Source organism: Paenibacillus sp. FSL P4-0184 (genome assembly GCF_038004625.1).
Classification (GTDB): Bacteria; Bacillota; Bacilli; order Paenibacillales; family Paenibacillaceae; genus Paenibacillus_AQ.
Window position 1 is genome coordinate 907,861 of record NZ_JBBORN010000002.1, and the last position, 16,552, is coordinate 924,412.

The window sequence follows — 16,552 nt, forward strand, 5'->3', positions numbered from 1 at the left end:
ATCTTAATAACTCTCAAATCAATTTCGTGAGTGTGAGTTAGGTTCCAGAGTAGAGTATTTGGAGTGGAAGTTTTAAAATATTGTTTTTCAAAGAGGGGGCAGTTTATTATATGTTTGGAATTATGGCTATTTCCGGCCTGTCTTTTCTTCTAGTGGCGATATTTACGCCGTTGTTGATCTGGACACTGCACAGGCTGAGGCTAACGCAGCCAATTCGCTCCGAGTTACCAGCGGATCATCAGGCCAAACGTGGTACACCGCTTATGGCAGGGTTGGTCCTGCTTATCGGGATAGCGATCTCGTTACAGTTTCATCCCGGACCTCTAATGTTACTCTTATGCGTCACGTTTTTGTTGTTCAGCTCAGTCGGATTTCTCGATGATTTCAAAAAGGCTTTTTGGCAAAATCCGTCCGGCATCACCGGTCGCTCAAAGCTAGTGTTACAATTTATTTTTACTGGAACCATTTTGTATGTGTTGTTCCATTCGTTCGGCCTGACGAGCGATATTGGGTTATTTCAAGGGCACTATTTGCAATTGCCTTTGTACCTTTATGTCGGAATCATTTTGCTGTTTGTGGTGGGCTCCGCAAATGCCATCAATTTTACGGACGGTCTTGATGGGCTACTGATCAATGTAGCCATTCCAACGTATTTTTTCTTTTTTATGATTTCGGACAAACCTGAAGTGCAGACATTTTCCCTTGTCATGATTGGCTGTCTGCTGGGGCTGTTCCTTTACAATATTTACCCGGCAAGAGCGTTTATGGGCGATACAGGATCGCTGGCGATCGGTGGCTCTCTTTCCATTTTAGCTGTCATTGAGAAGGTCGAGCTTTTGATTCCGATTTTGTTTTTCGTCTATTTTGCGGAGCAGTTGTCGGTCATATTACAAGTTTGGTACTATAAACGAACTAAGCTGCGGCTGTTCCGAATGGCTCCGATTCATTACCATTTCAGCTTAAAATATGGATGGAGCGAAAACAAAATCGTGATTATATTCGGTTTCATTTCGTGGGTATCCGTACTGATTTGCTGGTTAATTTGGAAATATCTCATGCACTAAATAAATTTTGCATTTACAAATCTATAAAAGTAGATATAATAAAATGCATGGAACCTTTAGTGATATTTAAAGCTTTGTCTAACGAGACGCGTAGTCAGATTATGATGTGGTTAAAAACTCCAGAGGAATTCTTTGATGAGAAGCCTTATTTACAACAAGGCCTTAGTTTTCGAACTGGAATATGCGTGGGAGATATTCAAGCTAAAGCGGGACTTGCACAGTCTGTTATCTCGAGTTATTTGTTGACAATGCAAAAAGCTGGTTTGTTGGAATCTGAGCGAATTGGGAAGTGGACGTACTATCGTCGGAACGAGAAGACAATTCAGGAATTTTCCGAGTATATTAAACAGAAACTATAAATGAGAGGAGGGAAGACTTTTTTTTGATAATACATATCTACAAATCTGTATATGTAAATATAAATGGAGGATTATTTTAAAAATGAAAAAGATTAACCCGTTGCTTATCATTATTCTGGCTTTAGGTGTATTTGGTATTATCACTACGGAAATGGGAATTATAGGTGTTCTTCCGCAGATAACTCAAAAATTTAATATATCGACTTCACAGACTGGATGGCTTGTAAGTATATTTGCTTTAGTTGTTGCCATTTCTGGTCCATTTCTAACATTACTGGCTTCTGGTATTAATCGTAAAGTTATTCTATTAACGGCTGTACTTATTTTTGCAATTTCAAATGTTGTGTACGCTTATACAACAATGTTTGAAGTAATGCTGATTTTTCGTATTATCCCTGCTATTTTTCATCCTGTCTTTTTTTCAGTTGCTCTTGTGACCGCTGCTCAACTTGTCCCACCAGAAAAGAGTACTAAAGCAGTTACAAAGGTTTTCGCCGGAATCACAGTCGGGTTTGCTTTTGGTGTGCCTTTGACTTCTTATCTCGCGGACAAAATATCATTAGAAGTTGCTTTCCTGTTTGGTGCTGTTGTAAGTATAATTGCCTTTTTAGGGATACTCGCTTGGCTTCCTTCCATGCCTGTTAAAGAAAAAATGTCTTATGGCAAGCAGCTTGGTATACTACGCAAACCCCTATTGTGGTTAAATATTGTGACTGTTATTTTTATCTTTGCAGCTATGTTTTCTGTATATAGTTACTTCGCTGAGTATCTTGGTCAAGTAACACATATGAATGGATCATGGATTAGTATCATGTTGATGGCCTTTGGTATAGTCATGATTTTTGGGAATTTTTTATTTGGGGGCCTTTTGCATAAAAGCATTCCAAAGACCGTCATCATGTTTCCTCTGCTATATGCGGTAACTTACCTCTTCGTTTATTATCTAGGATCTTATTTCATTCCGATGGTTATTATCATAATCATATGGGGGGCAGTGCATTCCGGCGGACTCATTGTCAGTCAAGCATGGTTAACGACCGAGGCAAAAGAAGCTCCCGAATTCGGTAACAGCTTGTTTATTTCATTTTCCAACCTTGGAATTACTATAGGGACTGCTATCGGTGGTTGGTTTATTTCTCATGAAGGAATACATCAACTCATCTGGATCGGAATTATGTTTTCCCTGCTTGCTTTCTTATCGATCATAATCAAAATAAAAATTTCTAACTTAAACGTAACAGAAGCTAAGCTGGGTGATTAACGGAGATTATGAATTTATTAAAACAGCGACAGCCATGTATCTTATTTTTCTGATACATAGCTGTCGTTGTTTTCAATATTAAGTATTACAAACTTGTGTTTTTTACTATTTTGATTTATTTTAATTAGACCCCATGAAGCTATTACATATGTATAAGAAAGAGGTTTATCCATGAATAAAACGTATCTATTAAAAATCTGCTTAGCCATCACCCTCATACTCGGAACAGCTACCGCTTGTACTTTCGCCGAGCAGTCTACTCCAGATCAAGCTCAAGCTCCATCTCCATCTATAACAACAAGTCCTAGCCATACTGCAAAGAATACACAAGAGGATAACAGACGTTTATTAGATGCTAAGGTAACACGGGTAGTTGATGGTGACACCATGAAGCTGACTATCGACGGTAAAAAAGAAACAGTACGCTTGCTACTAGTCGATACCCCTGAATCCGTTAATCCGAACATTCCTGAGCCACAGCCATTTTCGATAGAAGCCTCTGATTATGCCAAAAAGATGCTTACTAATAAAGATGTGCAAATTGAACTAGATGTATCAGAACGAGATAAATATGGTCGTCTACTCTGTTATCTCTATATCGATGGCAAAATGTTTAATGAGCTTCTGCTAGAGCAGGGTTATGCACGTGTGGCATATGTATTTGCACCTAATACGAAATACGTAGATCAATTTAGAGCTATACAGGATAAAGCAAGAGAGCAGGGAATCGGCATCTGGAGTATTGAAAATTACGCGCAAAACAATGGTTTTCATGTTCCAAAAACGAAATAAATATCAAGTAATCAGGATTTATAGAGCTACCATGAGGTAGCTTTTTTTATATTAGGGAGAACATACACAGAATGGATGTATTTGACAAGGCGATTCTTTAAATGGGATACTCTAGTAGTTGGTATTAGTATCAGGTTACAATTCGAGGAGGATTGCCCTTATGAAATACTTCATTATTACAGGGACTTCAAGAGGAATTGGAGAGTCAATAGCAGAACAATTAGTCTCTCCTGATCACTATCTGTTTTGTATCTCACGTGAAAGAAATGAGAGTTTAGTGAGCAAAAGTAGTAATATAACCTACTATGAGTTTGATTTGAATCACATTCATCTGATTGAATCTCTGATGGGGAGTATTTTCAATTCTATTGACGTGTCAAAAGCGGAGGGAATCTACCTTATTAATAACGCTTCAATGATTGCTCCTGTCTCATTTATTGATACAGCTAGGGTTGATGAAATAATGGGAAATATAAATGTGAATTTATTAGCTCCCATTATACTAACCTCAATGTTTATAAAGCATACAAATGGTCATCTAATCGACAAAAGGATCTTAAATATATCATCCTCTTCTGCTAAAAATCATCATCCTGGCATGAGTCTGTATTCAGCAGCGAAAGCTGGACTAGATGTTTTTTCACAATGTGTGGGACTAGAACAGAATCACTCCAAAACACCAGTTGGAATTGTATCGATCTGGCCAGGAATGATTGATACCAATCTGCAAAAAGAGGCTAGAAGCCAGGATAAATCAACATTTCCATCAGCAGAGATATTTGAGGTGGTTAAGGATACTGGGATGCTCACAACAGCACAGGAAACAGCACAACAAATCATTGAGTTTTTGTTTAAGCCTAATTTTGAACACGGTGCAGTTGTGGATATTTATGATTACTCAAAACTTCAACAGCATTTAAGTATATAAACAGACTAAAATAACTACTTTTCGGAGTGTATTATGCGAGATATAGATTACAGCATTTATTATTGGCAGGATGATGATCGGATCTGGACTTACTGAAGATGAATTTCTGGAAAAGAACAAAAAAACAAGCCATTTAGGAAAAGGATGCTGTGTAATGAGCAATTATATTATGGAGCTAAGAAAACTAGTAGGTAGCAGGCCGCTTATTATGGCAGGAGCCTGTGTTTTGTTGTGTAGCGAGCAGCAATTACTATTACAACGTAGAACGGACAACGGTTGCTGGGGGTTGCCAGGTGGCTCGATGGAGCTTGGGGAGACTTTGGAAGAGGTTGCTAAAAGGGAACTTTTTGAGGAGACAGGTTTACAGGCCAAGGAACTTGAATTGTTCGACATGTTTTCTGGACAAGAGCTTTATTACAAATATCCAAACGGTGATGAAGTATATAATGTTGTAGCCGCTTATCTATGTACGGAATTTGACGGTGCGCTTAAAGAAGATGGAGTTGAAGTGCAAGAAGTCCGTTTTTTTAATTATGGAGAATTGCCTAGCGAGTTGTCACCTCCTGATGTTTCAGTCATTAAGAGATTTATGGATCGTTTTATGAAGTAAGATCACATCTCACTTAAAGTGTCACCTTTCCCAGGGAACCATAATACGATGAAATATGAACCATGACATTAGCCCGGAAAGGTGTGCGATTATGAACGGAACAATCCTCAATTTCTTTGCTGGCGGGAATACGGCTCACGGCTTTTACAGCCTCTATGAGTCGTCATTGCAAAATTTAACGCGTCTATATGTTTTAAAAGGAGGCCCAGGTACGGGGCAGACCAAACTGATTAGAGAAATTGGAGAGCAGTTGAATCAACAAGGTTATGAGATCTGGTTCATCCACACTGCATCAGATAACGATTCATTCGACGGTGTGATTATTCCCAAATTAAATATAGGAATAGTGGATGGAACAGCTCCGCGAGTAATAAACCCTGAACTGCCTGAAGAGTCCATCGTATTCGTAGATTTGGAGCAGGCCGCTGATCAGTTCCAGTTGTGCCAGCAGAAGTTGGAGATCGATAATTTAGTCGGAGCCATTAAACAAGAACATGAATTGGCTTATGCTGGCTTTGCTGAAGCTCTTCGCATTCATGACGAATGGGAAGCAATTTATATCGCGAAAATGGATTTTCAAGCAGCCGACGAGCTGACACAGGAGTATATTAAGCTTTTGTATGGTGATCAGAAATCTGAAAAATCCAGCCGGGTAGATCATCGTTTTTTAGGTGCGGCGACGCCTAAGGGGGCAGTGGATTTTGTTCCTAATCTAACCTCAGGACTAAAAAGATATCTGGTTAAAGGACGTGCGGGCTCTGGAAAATCTACACTATTGAAGAAAATAGCGGCTGAAGGCATCAAACGTGGTTTCGATGTTGAGATTTACCACTGTGGATTCGATCCTAATAGCCTTGATATGATTATTGTGCGTGAGCTTGGCTTTGCTATTTTTGATAGTACGGCTCCACATGAGTACTACCCAGATCGGGCAACCGACGAGATCGTCGATATGTATTCCCGCTGTATACTGCCTGGTACAGATGAAGAATATTCCGAAGCTATAGCCGGCATTAAAGAGCGATATTCGAGTACCATGAAACAATCCACACAACATCTTACAGACGCAAAAGTATTCCTAGTTGCATTAAAGCAAATCTATACTTCTACCCTGAATTTTGATCGAGTAGACCAGATTAAATCGCAGATTTTAGAGGAAATCAACGAGATTGTTGAAAGTCCACTGGAGGTTTAAACCTACATTTAAGATCGCTCTCTAGAGGGCGGTCTTTTTTTGTGAGAAAAGAAATTGGTATGGTACATACGCACCAATGTGGTTATTTCCACTGGAACTGTATCCAAGTATGCTCTCTCTAGTAACAACGATAAGGGAGAGAAACTTATGAATGATCAAAAAGTAATGTTTAGAACAGGGCTAAAAGATTCTATCGCAATTGTTGCAGGATTTATCCCAGCTTGCTTTACGTTTGGATTGGTCGGTAAGGGGTTAGGTCTAGGAAGTCTGGAAGTATTCTTATTGTCAGCACTCGTATTTGCGGGGGCAAGTCAATTTATCGGTGTAAAAATGCTTGCCGCAGGAGCCGCCGCTCCAGTGATTTTACTGCTTACTCTGATCATTAACTTCAGATATTTGTTTATCAGCTTATCCTTTGGAGGGCAGTTAAATCGTAACATCAGGGTACTAGCGAGAACTTGGATTGGCTTCAGTTTAACAGAAGAGGTATATGCCGTTAGTATGATCCCTCGAGAAGGAGTAAATCGTAAAACGGAGAATGAAAAAATGAACCAGCCATTAGGACTTCCTTATCTGCTAGGCCTACAAATCCCTCCCTATGTCGCTAACCTGATAGCAACAGCTTCGGGGATCACCCTTGCCTCCTATATCCCAGCTTTATATTTACCGGCGCTAAACACGTCATTATATGCCTTACTAATTGCACTTGTTGTACCTCAATTGAAAGGCAGCTTACGGAATATGGCTATATGTATATCAGCTGCAGGATCATCTTGGCTACTGAATCCTTTGCTGGGAAACTCTTCGATTCTTATAGCTATGTTGATCGGCATGGCAGTGGGCTCCTTAATTAAAGGGCAAGTCAAAGCGGAGAAGGGGGTATCCGTATGACTATATTAATCATCATAGGTATGGCTGTTATTACATTTTTATTTCGTTTTGTGCCTTTACTGCTTACGAACCATACAAATGGTTCTTCCAAAGTCCAAGCGCTACTGGAGTATTTGCCCATAGCGGTTCTTAGTGCGTTAACGGTGCCTGGAATCATTCAGGTAGACCCAGATGTTAATCTTGTGGGTATCGCATCAGGGACTGTCGCTGTTATACTGGTATTAATTAGAAAAATTCCGCTGCTCTTCGTGATTCTAGGCTCTGTTTCCGCAGCAATACTCGTAAAAATGCTAACCCTATATTTTTAAATCAAAAGTCGGAACAGAAGGGGAGGACCTCTTATGAAGCATGATTTGCTGATCACACTCGATAAAGAACGACAGATACCATTTAGCCGTCAAATTTACGAGCAAGTTCGAAATGCTATCCATTCAGGAGCTTTAAGCGGGGGGGACCCCCTGCCTCCGTCTAGAACTTTGGCCAATCAGCTTGGAGTATCCAGAAGCGTGGTCCTTCAATCCTATGAGCTACTACAGGCAGAAGGGTATCTGGAGATGAGAAAAGGGGCGGGAACGTTTATTGCGGAGTTGACGTTGGAGGAGAAAGTTACAAAAGATTATGAGAGCCCTTACAATTTTATAACGAAGGGACCTGATATCCTTACGCTTAATCCTCCTTCTACTAGAGAAGTTGATCATTTGAACCCGGTATTTTGCGATTTTCGACATGGTGTACCTGCTTGGGATGCGTTTCCTATGGATCAATGGCAAAAAGCTCTAATGAATGCTTGCCGCCGCGCTTCACCGGATACTTTAGGCTATGGCCCTGCGGAGGGTTCACTGGGACTACGCCGAGAAATTGCTCGTTTATTACGTTCCACGCGGTCTATGCCCGTTGTTCCAGAACAAATCGTGATTACTTCTGGAGCTACCCAAGCTCTTGATATTTTATCGAGGATTTTCTTATTTAAAGGTGATCAAGTCATTGTTGAAGATCCTTCACATAGCGTTGTGCGTGAAATATTTTCTTTTGCTGGGGTAGAGGTCATACCTGTTAAAGTAGATCAAGATGGCATCTGTGTGGAAGAGATCCAGACAAATAGTGATAACGATAAAGAAGGTAATCTTAAAAAATCGACAAAGCTAGTCTATGTTACGCCTTCTCACCAGTTTCCTTTTGGGACGACACTGTCCTTGAAACGAAGAGTTCAGCTGTTGGATTGGGCGAAAGCTAATCATGCTTTTATTATTGAAGACGATTATGACAGTGAATATAGGTACGAGGGTCCGAAATTATCCGCGCTTGCTGGTCTAGATGTTGAGGGTCGAGTCATTTATGTAGGCAGCTTTAGTAAAGTATTATTTCCTTCTCTGCGGATAGGTTATGTTGTGCTGCCTCCGGCTTTGCTTCAACCTTTTTTAGCTGTTAAATGGATTACAGATCGCATGTCTTCTGCTTTGGATCAGGAAGCGTTAGCTGAATTTATTCAGAATGGTCACTATGCAAGGCATGTTACACAGATGGGTAAGCTGTATGCCTCTCGTAGAGCCTGTCTCGTAAATAGCTTGAATACTGAATTTGGGAGTCGAGTGCGATATTATGGCGAGGAAGCGGGGCTGCACTTACTGATTGAGCTGGAGTCGGATGCCGAAGAGAATCGTATAGCTGAAGTGGCGCTCCGTTACGGAGTTCGTGTATATCCTGCATCCTCTTATTTTCTGGAGAGTAAACCTAAGGGACCAGTGTTTCTACTAGGCTATTCTAATCTTACTGAGAATCAGATTAAGATGGGTGTGAACAGATTGATGTTAGCCGAAGTAGAAGCGACAGTTAGTAGTAGTCATTTGTAATAGAAATGTTGGAACTTTATCATATAACTTGTATGTTCCCTCTATAGTTTCAGCCTTCAGACATTCATAATGAAAGGTGAAGTTATTTCTAATTCTGGAGGTTCTTATGAAACGCTACATTATAGGAATTGATCTCGGTGGAACGAATATCAAAGCAGGAATTTACGATTTCGATTTTATAGCTGTAAAAGAAATATCTACGCCTACAGAGGCAGCTAAAGGCCCGTTACATGTACTAGAACGGATTAGAGAAGCTGTACGTTTGATTACGGTTGAAGCGGATATTTCGTTAGATTTAGTAGAAGGTATGGGAATCGGAGTGCCCGGATTACTTGATCCGGTAGCCGGTATTTCTTTTTTCTCACCTAATTTTCCGGGGTGGGAGCAAGTACATGTTGTTGACGAGATGAAGAAGTTTTATGATTTCCCTATTTTCATTGATAACGATGTAAGGGTTAATCTGTATGGAGAATGGCAGCAAGGTGCAGGCAGAGGTTACAACAATCTAGTTCTGATTACTTTGGGAACGGGTTTAGGATCGGGTATCGTGAACAACGGGAAAGTAATCTACGGCACGTCTTATAGCGCTGGTGAAATTGGGCACATGAATATGTATAGAAACGGACGACCTTGTAAATGTGGGAGCTCGGGCTGCTTGGGACGATATGTCTCCGCGCTTGGCATGGTGAACACTTTTAAAGAGAAGCTGAAGGAAGGCCAAACCAGCATGATTCAGACCTGGACAAATAATCAAGAAGAGCAAATTACCGCGCTAATGATATCTGAAGCCTACGAACTCGGAGACGCTCTCTCTATGGAGGTCATGCAGGAGACAGGGACTATACTTGGCTTTGGATTAGCGAATGTAGTGAATATGCTCAACCCTGATCTTATTATTGTAGGTGGGGGGATGGCAGCAGCGGGCGATAAGTTGCTCCAACCTGTAAGAGAAACTGTAAGCCAGCATGTGTTGAAGCTATCCGGCAGTAAGTGTGAAATTGTTCAAGCAGAGCTTGGGAGTCGGGCCGGAACGATTGGAGCCGCCTCTTATGCATATAGTAAGCTTAAAGAAGCAGAGTAGCTAAAAATAGTTGTTAATTTAGTATGAACTGGAACCAGATGGAGCCGCCCGGAATACAACAGTAATAAAATCCGTGGAGGTGCTCATATGTTTGCAATCATGCAATTAATAGGTGGGGTGATCCTGTCTTTGGGATGGATTCCTCAAATTATTCAAATCCTTAAATCAAAATCCGTAGCCGATTTAAATTTGAAGTCGTATTTACTTATGCTGCTCGGGATTAGTCTAATGGAAGCATACGCGATAAGTTTGGCGATTACGGGAGTAGGTTTAGCTTTTTTGATTACGAATACGATGTCCTTATGTGTTGTGTTGCTGGTTATTATTCTAGTGCTTAAATATCGAGCAAGATCATGATTGAAGTTAAGAAGGAAGGAAACGGAATGACGTACAGTTATCGAAAAGCCGCATCTACGGATTATGCCGCAATATGACAAGAACAAGATTTGTACTGGCTAGGAAATGTTATTGTTTCACCCGATTATAGAGGTAAGGGAGCCGCGGAGTATTTGATTCGTACCATGCTTGTTGCTGCTAAAGAGGACTTACAGCTTCAAGCGTTGCATCTAGCTTGTCATAATGTGAATACTAAAGGGATGTTATTATACTCCAGATTAGGGTTTAAGCCGTATGAAATTGTCAAAAGAACAGGTCCTCATGAAACAATCATCGCCCGAATCTTTATGAAAATAGAGCTAACTTAGGTTAGTAAATGCGGAGGTACATTTGAGCGAAAAATATTTTACATACGAAATCGATGCAGTAACTTTTCAATTGCAAGAGCCTTGTGATTTTGCTTGGTTATCTAAACTTGGCAGGGTGTTCAAAGTGTTCGATCAGCAGGACTCGGGAAATCTTTCTTTTGGTGTGGAGAAGGAGGGTCAGAAGTATTTTGTGAAATTTGCTGGTGCAAAGCCTTTGACTTACGATGGGAACCTCTCGGATGCTGTTGATAATTTGATTAAAGCTATTCCGTTATATAATGAGCTTAAATCTGAAGCGCTGATCTCTCTGGTGTCACATTTTGAAGTTGGAGCGGGATATGCAGCGGTGTTTGAATGGTTTGAAGGTGAATGTTTACATTCGCATTGGCTGTTTACGGGAGAAGCTAAGCTGAACCATCCGGAATCGCCTTTTTACCGCTATAAGCAATTATCTATTGAAAAACGTTTAGCGTCCTTAGACGTAATCTTTGCATTTCATGAACATGTTGAGTTGCAGGGTTATGTCGCTGTCGATTTTTACGATGGAAGTATTCTTTATAATTTCGTGAACGATGAAACAAGGATTTGTGATATTGATTTTTATAGAGCTAAGCCAACTGTAAATGACCTGGGAGATAACTTCTGGGGCTCATCGAGATTCAAGTCACCGGAAGAGTTTATCTTGGGTGCACCGATTGATGAAGTTACCAATGTATTCAATATGGGCGCAACAGCATTTGTTCTTTTAGGAGGAGCCTCCGACCGGTCATTTGCAAAATGGGAAGCAAGCCAAGCGCACTACGATATTGCTTTACGGGCGGTTAGACTGGAGCGTGAGCAGCGGTATCAGAGTGTAGCGGAATTTAAATTAGCTTGGGATAGAGCAGGAATTGTTTGAGGTAGGTGGGAAGTGAGAACTGCTTAAGTTGCAAGATAAGAATGATAGCCCTGCTATTGTCACATGATATGATTTATAAATAGAACAAGCAGGAGGGATTTCATTGAAAAGAGACATTCAGCATGTTCCCTACGGCTATGAGCCACCGGTTGAACAACGTAAAGGGACGTTAGTGTTTTACGATTCTTTTGAACATATAACAGATCAGGAGCTTGTAATCGCGGCAAAAACGGCCACCGATCGGCGTTTCACTAAGCTAGTGCTGTATCCGCTTCATGAAGAAACGGTCAGACGGATGACCAAAGAGCCGGTGAGCGCTTATTATAAGCGTGAGGACCGGCTGCATGAATGGAAGAGGGAGCAAGGACTTAGCTTCATCACGGTTGAGAGTTTGGAGGGAAAGCGAAAGAAATATACTCCGCTTGATTCCGCGCTTCGGCATCTTGCAGAAATCTATCCTTCGCCGATTTTTCTGTATTTAACACCTGAGGTGGCAAATCAGTTTGCGTCTTACTCCTCTTTTGAAGAGTGGATTGTAAAAATCCGCTTATTGTTGCCATCTGCACCTTCATCACTTCATCCAAGGCTACTAAAATTTCGCCATCGCTGGGATGTTGTTGGAGAAGAAAAAGATTAAGATTTAATGTGTGCTGCTCTGTTTACGTCTGTAATTGTACATTCTCCACTGGTAATGGATAAAACATCCGATGCAAAAACCAAGTATCGCAACAGTGGCTGCCACTGCAACTAGCGCTGTGAAAATATAAGCAGCAATCGTCCACCCTGCGATGAAGCTGATCAGACCACCTGTGAGGCAGAAGACAGCAATCGTTTGGTTAAACTGTTGCTGTGACCAGTCTTCGAGTACATAGTGCGAACGTTCTTTTGTCAGAAACTTAGCAGCCAGTTTAATGATGGGATTATAACCGAACAAGAGTCCGAGCAATCCGGCAAACAAGGGCAGCGCAAGAATCCAGTGCTGTCCTGTTAGCCATGTTAATATTACAGAAATGACGATAAACGCCTGATTAGTCTTTACTAATGGTCGTGGAATTCCTTTGGGCACGACATGCATTTTATTCACACCTTTCTCATTGGAATAATTATAGTATACGCTGAGGTTGAGGGAATGGGAAGTAGATTACTTTGAATTTAAGTAATTTATATGTTGACATATCTCTTAAAAATATGGTTTTATTATGTAGACCAATTGTTATAATGCAAAGGAAGTGTCAGCTTGTCGAACAAGCCGAATACGCGTGAGGCGATTCTGGACACCGCTTCGAAATTATTTTTTTCTCAGGGATATCATGCAACAGGACTAAATCAGATTATTAAAGACAGCGATTCACCGAAGGGATCTCTTTATTATTACTTCCCCCACGGTAAAGAAGAGCTGGCTTTAACATGCATTAACCGGACTAGTCTAACAGTCGCTCAGAAACTGAACTGTCATATAGAGAGCAGCAATAGTGCAGCTGAAGCAATGGAGGAATTTATTCTAGGCATGGCTATGGATGCAGTGGAATCTTCATTTGAGGGGATTGTTCCATTTAGTTTTTGGTTAGCGGCGGAGACCTCTTGTATTAGTGAGGAGCTGCGGACTGCATGTAAATCTGTGTTTATGGATTTGCAGGATGTGATCAAGAAACGCCTTCTGGAAGAAGGTGTGGAGAGTAACACTGCAGCCGATAAGGCTTCAGTAATAGTCTCATTATTTGAAGGAGCGCTTCTCCAGACGCTGACTTTACGGGATGAACAGCCGCTTCTCGCGGCGGCGAAGATTATCCCAGCAATACTTGGTTAGAGATAGACAATAGATAAGAACATCAGGGGGATTAAGAGTGGAAGCAACTATGCAAGGAAAGCAACAAAAGGAAGTAAAGAAGTTTAAAACCATTCCGATTCTAGTCTCTTTACTACTTGCAGGATTTATCGGAATGTTCAGTGAAACCGCACTGAATGTAGCTTTAAGTGATCTTATGAATGTCCTTCAAATTACTCCAGCAACAGCACAATGGTTGACGACGGCTTATCTGCTTACACTGGGAATTTTAGTACCGATTTCGGGTATGCTGCTTCAGTGGTTCTCGACTAGACAGTTGTTTGTTGCTGCTTTATGTTTTTCAATACTTGGAACGTTTTTAGCTGCAGTATCACCTAGTTTTGAGTTCCTATTAACAGCGCGTGTGGTACAAGCAATGGGTACAGCGCTTCTTTTACCACTTATGTTCAATACGATCCTTATTATCATTGCTCCTGAAAAACGGGGTGCCGCGATGGGGATGATAGGGTTGGTTATCATGGTAGCACCAGCGATCGGTCCTACTATTGCCGGTCTTCTAATTGAAAGCCTTAGCTGGCACTGGATCTTCTGGCTGTCACTGCCATTCCTGGTGATCGCTTTGATATTCGGGATCCTCTTCATGCAGAATGTAACGAAGGTTACGAAGCCGAAGATCGACATCCTCTCCATAGTGTTATCTTCAATCGGGTTTGGTGGGATCGTGTTTGGTTTCAGTAGCGCTGGTGAAGAAGCCGGATGGGGAAGTCCTAAAGTGATCATAGCTATAGCAGTAGGTGTGGTATCACTCTTATTGTTCGGTTTGCGCCAAATGAAGATGAAGCAGCCTATGATTAATCTGCGAGCTTTTAAATATCCAATGTTCTCCATTGGTGTGGCTATGGTGTTTATTTGTATGATGGTTATCCTGTCATCCATGTTGATTCTTCCAATGTATCTTCAACAGGGTCAAGGGTATACAGCGTTCAAGGCAGGCTTGCTGCTACTTCCTGGGGGGATTATTAACGGATTGATGTCCCCAATCATGGGTCGACTGTTCGACAAATACGGTCCCAAATGGCTCGTTATTCCAGGCCTGATTATTGCAGCTACAGCTTTATGGTTCTTCTCCAGTATTACTGTAGCTTCTACGGTCGTATTCGTAATCGTACTTCACAGTACGCTTATGATTGGTGTGTCGATGGTATTTATGCCTGCACAAACCAACGGAATTAACCAGCTACCGTTAGAATTATATCCAGATGGTACAGCGATCATGAATACATTGCAGCAGGTTGCTGGTGCGATCGGTACTGCATTAGCAGTCAGCATTATGTCCGCAGGTTCTAAGAGTTATATGAAGACTGTGGCCGATCCAACAGATCCAGCTAATATGTTGCCTGCATTCACGCAAGGTGTACAAAATGCATTTATTTTCGGAATGAGTATGGCGATTGTAGGTCTAATTCTTGCGTTCTTCGTGAAAAGAGTAGTCGTTAATCATAAAATGAATACACCAATGCATTAATCATTAAATTTGTAAAATCCCCTTACGGTAGATAGTGGAGAAGGTTCATGTACGTATGAACATACCACTGTTAATCGGAGGGGATTTTTTAAATCATAACAAGAAAGAGGGACCTCTCCCCGGTAGAGTGCCGAGAAGCGTTCGCCACCTAACTTCTTTTTAAGAAAAATGCTGGGCTATATTAGTCAGATACTCTGCTTCATCTGTATTTTCTTTCATATGAATGAGCATCTTTGCATCTTCTCCAACAATGTACCGGAATTGACTTGTCCCATCTGTGGCGGCTTGATATATAGTTTCCGCAACAATTTCTGGAGGTGAAGCATAGGTAGGTTGTTTTTCCATCTCACCCAATTTACCCAAAAAAGCAGTAGTAAAGGGTTTATAATCTGTTAATGCATCATTAAAAAAGAACTCCATCGATCTTCCACCAAAGTCCGTCTGAATAGCACCTGGTTCAATTAACTTAACTTTAATGTTCTGTGATGCTAATTCATAAGATACGGATTCAGAAAAACCTTCTACGGCAAATTTCGTTGAATGATACAGAGACATTGTAGGAAAGGTTACTTTTCCACCCATAGAAGAGATATTGATTAGCAAACCATCTTGATTAGATCTAAAATGTGGCAATATGGCTTTAGTCATACTGATAAGACCAAACACGTTCACTTCAAACTGTCTTCTGATCTGCTCATCTGTAGCTACTTCTATAAGACCCATTGTTCCATAACCAGCATTATTGAGAAGAACGTCAATTTTACCGAACCGCTTAATCGCTTCCGCTAACGCAGGTTGAATTGTGTCTGATTTCTCAACATCAAGCTGTAAAACCAATACATTATCAAGTGTAATAAGTTCACTTTCTTGTTCAGGTGAACGCATCGTGGCTACGACGTTCCATCCTCTTTCAGCAAAATGCTTTGCTGTAGTTCTACCAATGCCAGACGAAGCACCCGTTATAAAAATTGTTTTCATTAACAATTCCTCCTAAATTTTTTTGAGCGTTACCTCTTCAGTTGGTTCGTACAAAACTTACTTTGTAAGCATTAGCTGCTCCATGTTTGACAACCCTTCGGCAATGATTCTGAGTTTTGCTTTATATTCTTCTATGCCAATTTGGATACAGATGATCTGTGCTGGATGCATTGTATCTTTATAAAGTGAATACTGCTCAAGTAATTGATCTAACTTATGTTGTGATTCCTCCTGTACTTGCTTCAACCAAAGAATCACCTTGTCATACCCAACAAATTCACCAAAATATAGTCTCATCATAAAATCAGATTTCTTAATACTGTCAGCCTCTAGTGGGGCAAGTAAATAGGCGTTAAAACTATCTCTTCCTTTATCTGTGATATTTAAAAGATTCTTATTAGGCTTACCTTCCTGCTGCACATTTTCCTTAGTTATCAAACCCTCCTTTTCCATTCGAGCAAGTGTGGGATAAATCGTTCCATAACTGGAACTATAGAAATTAGAGAATATATTCTCCAATAACTGTTTTATTTCGTAACCAGTCTTCGATTCTTTCATAAGCATGCCTAAAATAACATCCTGACTGTTCAAAATAGAACCTCCTTGTAGTTTAGAAATATTTGTATATCA

General features: G+C 40.8%; 20 protein-coding genes. 17 read left to right on the top strand and 3 right to left on the bottom strand.

Translation table 11 applies throughout. The annotated features are described in order from the left end of the window. The first annotated feature begins 110 nt into the window (after window positions 1-110). The 15 genes from mraY (at window position 111) to MKY52_RS25975 (ending at window position 12,270) form a co-directional block, all read left to right on the top strand. On the top strand, window positions 111-1,064 hold the full coding sequence (mraY, locus tag MKY52_RS25905) for a phospho-N-acetylmuramoyl-pentapeptide-transferase (protein ID WP_341054423.1): 954 nt from the start codon (window positions 111-113) through the stop codon (window positions 1,062-1,064). Window positions 1,065-1,111: 47 nt separating this feature from the next. Continuing rightward, the gene (locus MKY52_RS25910) at window positions 1,112-1,423 is read left to right on the top strand and encodes an ArsR/SmtB family transcription factor (protein ID WP_060624147.1); all 312 of its coding nucleotides are present in this window, start codon (window positions 1,112-1,114) and stop codon (window positions 1,421-1,423) included. An 82-nt stretch (window positions 1,424-1,505) separates the two neighbouring features. Next, the gene (locus MKY52_RS25915) at window positions 1,506-2,684 is read left to right on the top strand and encodes an MFS transporter (protein ID WP_341054424.1); all 1,179 of its coding nucleotides are present in this window, start codon (window positions 1,506-1,508) and stop codon (window positions 2,682-2,684) included. Between the two features lie 171 nt (window positions 2,685-2,855). Next, window positions 2,856-3,476, top strand: coding sequence for a thermonuclease family protein (locus MKY52_RS25920; protein ID WP_341054426.1), 621 nt, complete (start codon window positions 2,856-2,858; stop codon window positions 3,474-3,476). 160 nt (window positions 3,477-3,636) lie between these two features. Beyond that, window positions 3,637-4,404 (top strand): (S)-benzoin forming benzil reductase, encoded by a 768-nt coding sequence (locus tag MKY52_RS25925; protein ID WP_341054427.1) that lies wholly within the window; start codon window positions 3,637-3,639, stop codon window positions 4,402-4,404. 154 nt (window positions 4,405-4,558) lie between these two features. Continuing rightward, window positions 4,559-5,014: an NUDIX hydrolase gene (locus tag MKY52_RS25930; protein WP_341054430.1), complete on the top strand. Its 456-nt coding sequence runs from the start codon at window positions 4,559-4,561 to the stop codon at window positions 5,012-5,014. Window positions 5,015-5,105: 91 nt separating this feature from the next. Then, window positions 5,106-6,209 (top strand): PRK06851 family protein, encoded by a 1,104-nt coding sequence (locus tag MKY52_RS25935; RefSeq protein ID WP_149644340.1) that lies wholly within the window; start codon window positions 5,106-5,108, stop codon window positions 6,207-6,209. Window positions 6,210-6,356: 147 nt separating this feature from the next. Then, window positions 6,357-7,100 (top strand): AzlC family ABC transporter permease, encoded by a 744-nt coding sequence (locus tag MKY52_RS25940; RefSeq protein WP_341054434.1) that lies wholly within the window; start codon window positions 6,357-6,359, stop codon window positions 7,098-7,100. After that, on the top strand, window positions 7,097-7,408 hold the full coding sequence (locus MKY52_RS25945) for an AzlD domain-containing protein (protein ID WP_042187788.1): 312 nt from the start codon (window positions 7,097-7,099) through the stop codon (window positions 7,406-7,408). The genes MKY52_RS25940 and MKY52_RS25945 overlap by 4 nt, the downstream gene beginning before the upstream one ends. Window positions 7,409-7,441: 33 nt before the next feature. Continuing rightward, entirely contained in the window at window positions 7,442-8,950 is a 1,509-nt protein-coding gene (gene pdxR / locus MKY52_RS25950; protein WP_341054438.1) for a MocR-like pyridoxine biosynthesis transcription factor PdxR, read from the top strand. A 106-nt stretch (window positions 8,951-9,056) separates the two neighbouring features. Then, the gene (locus tag MKY52_RS25955) at window positions 9,057-10,031 is read left to right on the top strand and encodes an ROK family protein (RefSeq protein WP_341054441.1); all 975 of its coding nucleotides are present in this window, start codon (window positions 9,057-9,059) and stop codon (window positions 10,029-10,031) included. A gap of 87 nt (window positions 10,032-10,118) precedes the next feature. Next, on the top strand, window positions 10,119-10,388 hold the full coding sequence (locus MKY52_RS25960; RefSeq protein ID WP_341054443.1) for a PQ-loop domain-containing transporter: 270 nt from the start codon (window positions 10,119-10,121) through the stop codon (window positions 10,386-10,388). Between the two features lie 89 nt (window positions 10,389-10,477). Then, on the top strand, window positions 10,478-10,735 hold the full coding sequence (locus MKY52_RS25965) for a GNAT family N-acetyltransferase (RefSeq protein ID WP_341054444.1): 258 nt from the start codon (window positions 10,478-10,480) through the stop codon (window positions 10,733-10,735). Window positions 10,736-10,757: 22 nt separating this feature from the next. Continuing rightward, entirely contained in the window at window positions 10,758-11,633 is an 876-nt protein-coding gene (locus MKY52_RS25970) for a serine/threonine protein kinase (RefSeq protein ID WP_341054447.1), read from the top strand. 103 nt (window positions 11,634-11,736) lie between these two features. Continuing rightward, complete coding sequence (locus tag MKY52_RS25975; protein ID WP_042187799.1) at window positions 11,737-12,270, top strand: hypothetical protein; 534 nt, start codon at window positions 11,737-11,739, stop codon at window positions 12,268-12,270. Window positions 12,271-12,273: 3 nt separating this feature from the next. On the opposite strand, the gene MKY52_RS25980 is transcribed toward MKY52_RS25975, so the two are convergent. Further along, on the bottom strand, window positions 12,274-12,708 hold the full coding sequence (locus MKY52_RS25980; protein ID WP_076286396.1) for a DUF4395 domain-containing protein: 435 nt from the start codon (window positions 12,706-12,708) through the stop codon (window positions 12,274-12,276). Between the two features lie 162 nt (window positions 12,709-12,870). Between MKY52_RS25980 and MKY52_RS25985 the strand changes: the two genes are divergently transcribed. Continuing rightward, on the top strand, window positions 12,871-13,440 hold the full coding sequence (locus MKY52_RS25985) for a TetR/AcrR family transcriptional regulator (RefSeq protein ID WP_341054449.1): 570 nt from the start codon (window positions 12,871-12,873) through the stop codon (window positions 13,438-13,440). A gap of 49 nt (window positions 13,441-13,489) precedes the next feature. Then, on the top strand, window positions 13,490-14,944 hold the full coding sequence (locus tag MKY52_RS25990) for a DHA2 family efflux MFS transporter permease subunit (protein ID WP_341055635.1): 1,455 nt from the start codon (window positions 13,490-13,492) through the stop codon (window positions 14,942-14,944). Between the two features lie 159 nt (window positions 14,945-15,103). Here the strand turns inward: MKY52_RS25990 and MKY52_RS25995 are convergent, their stop codons facing one another. Both MKY52_RS25995 and MKY52_RS26000 read right to left on the bottom strand, forming a co-directional pair. Beyond that, a complete protein-coding gene (locus MKY52_RS25995; protein ID WP_149644351.1) occupies window positions 15,104-15,922 on the bottom strand; it encodes an SDR family oxidoreductase in 819 nt (272 codons plus the stop codon). Between the two features lie 57 nt (window positions 15,923-15,979). Further along, window positions 15,980-16,513, bottom strand: coding sequence for a PadR family transcriptional regulator (locus MKY52_RS26000; RefSeq protein WP_341054452.1), 534 nt, complete (start codon window positions 16,511-16,513; stop codon window positions 15,980-15,982). Window positions 16,514-16,552 lie beyond the last annotated feature (39 nt).

Coding starts and splice junctions, on each gene's coding strand:
- mraY (WP_341054423.1), top strand. CDS start 111: ATGTTTGGAATTATGGCTATTTCCGGCCTGTCTTTTCTTCTAGTGGCG.
- MKY52_RS25910 (WP_060624147.1), top strand. CDS start 1,112: ATGGAACCTTTAGTGATATTTAAAGCTTTGTCTAACGAGACGCGTAGT.
- MKY52_RS25915 (WP_341054424.1), top strand. CDS start 1,506: ATGAAAAAGATTAACCCGTTGCTTATCATTATTCTGGCTTTAGGTGTA.
- MKY52_RS25920 (WP_341054426.1), top strand. CDS start 2,856: ATGAATAAAACGTATCTATTAAAAATCTGCTTAGCCATCACCCTCATA.
- MKY52_RS25925 (WP_341054427.1), top strand. CDS start 3,637: ATGAAATACTTCATTATTACAGGGACTTCAAGAGGAATTGGAGAGTCA.
- MKY52_RS25930 (WP_341054430.1), top strand. CDS start 4,559: ATGAGCAATTATATTATGGAGCTAAGAAAACTAGTAGGTAGCAGGCCG.
- MKY52_RS25935 (WP_149644340.1), top strand. CDS start 5,106: ATGAACGGAACAATCCTCAATTTCTTTGCTGGCGGGAATACGGCTCAC.
- MKY52_RS25940 (WP_341054434.1), top strand. CDS start 6,357: ATGAATGATCAAAAAGTAATGTTTAGAACAGGGCTAAAAGATTCTATC.
- MKY52_RS25945 (WP_042187788.1), top strand. CDS start 7,097: ATGACTATATTAATCATCATAGGTATGGCTGTTATTACATTTTTATTT.
- pdxR (WP_341054438.1), top strand. CDS start 7,442: ATGAAGCATGATTTGCTGATCACACTCGATAAAGAACGACAGATACCA.
- MKY52_RS25955 (WP_341054441.1), top strand. CDS start 9,057: ATGAAACGCTACATTATAGGAATTGATCTCGGTGGAACGAATATCAAA.
- MKY52_RS25960 (WP_341054443.1), top strand. CDS start 10,119: ATGTTTGCAATCATGCAATTAATAGGTGGGGTGATCCTGTCTTTGGGA.
- MKY52_RS25980 (WP_076286396.1), bottom strand. CDS start 12,708: ATGCATGTCGTGCCCAAAGGAATTCCACGACCATTAGTAAAGACTAAT.
- MKY52_RS25990 (WP_341055635.1), top strand. CDS start 13,490: ATGCAAGGAAAGCAACAAAAGGAAGTAAAGAAGTTTAAAACCATTCCG.
- MKY52_RS25995 (WP_149644351.1), bottom strand. CDS start 15,922: ATGAAAACAATTTTTATAACGGGTGCTTCGTCTGGCATTGGTAGAACT.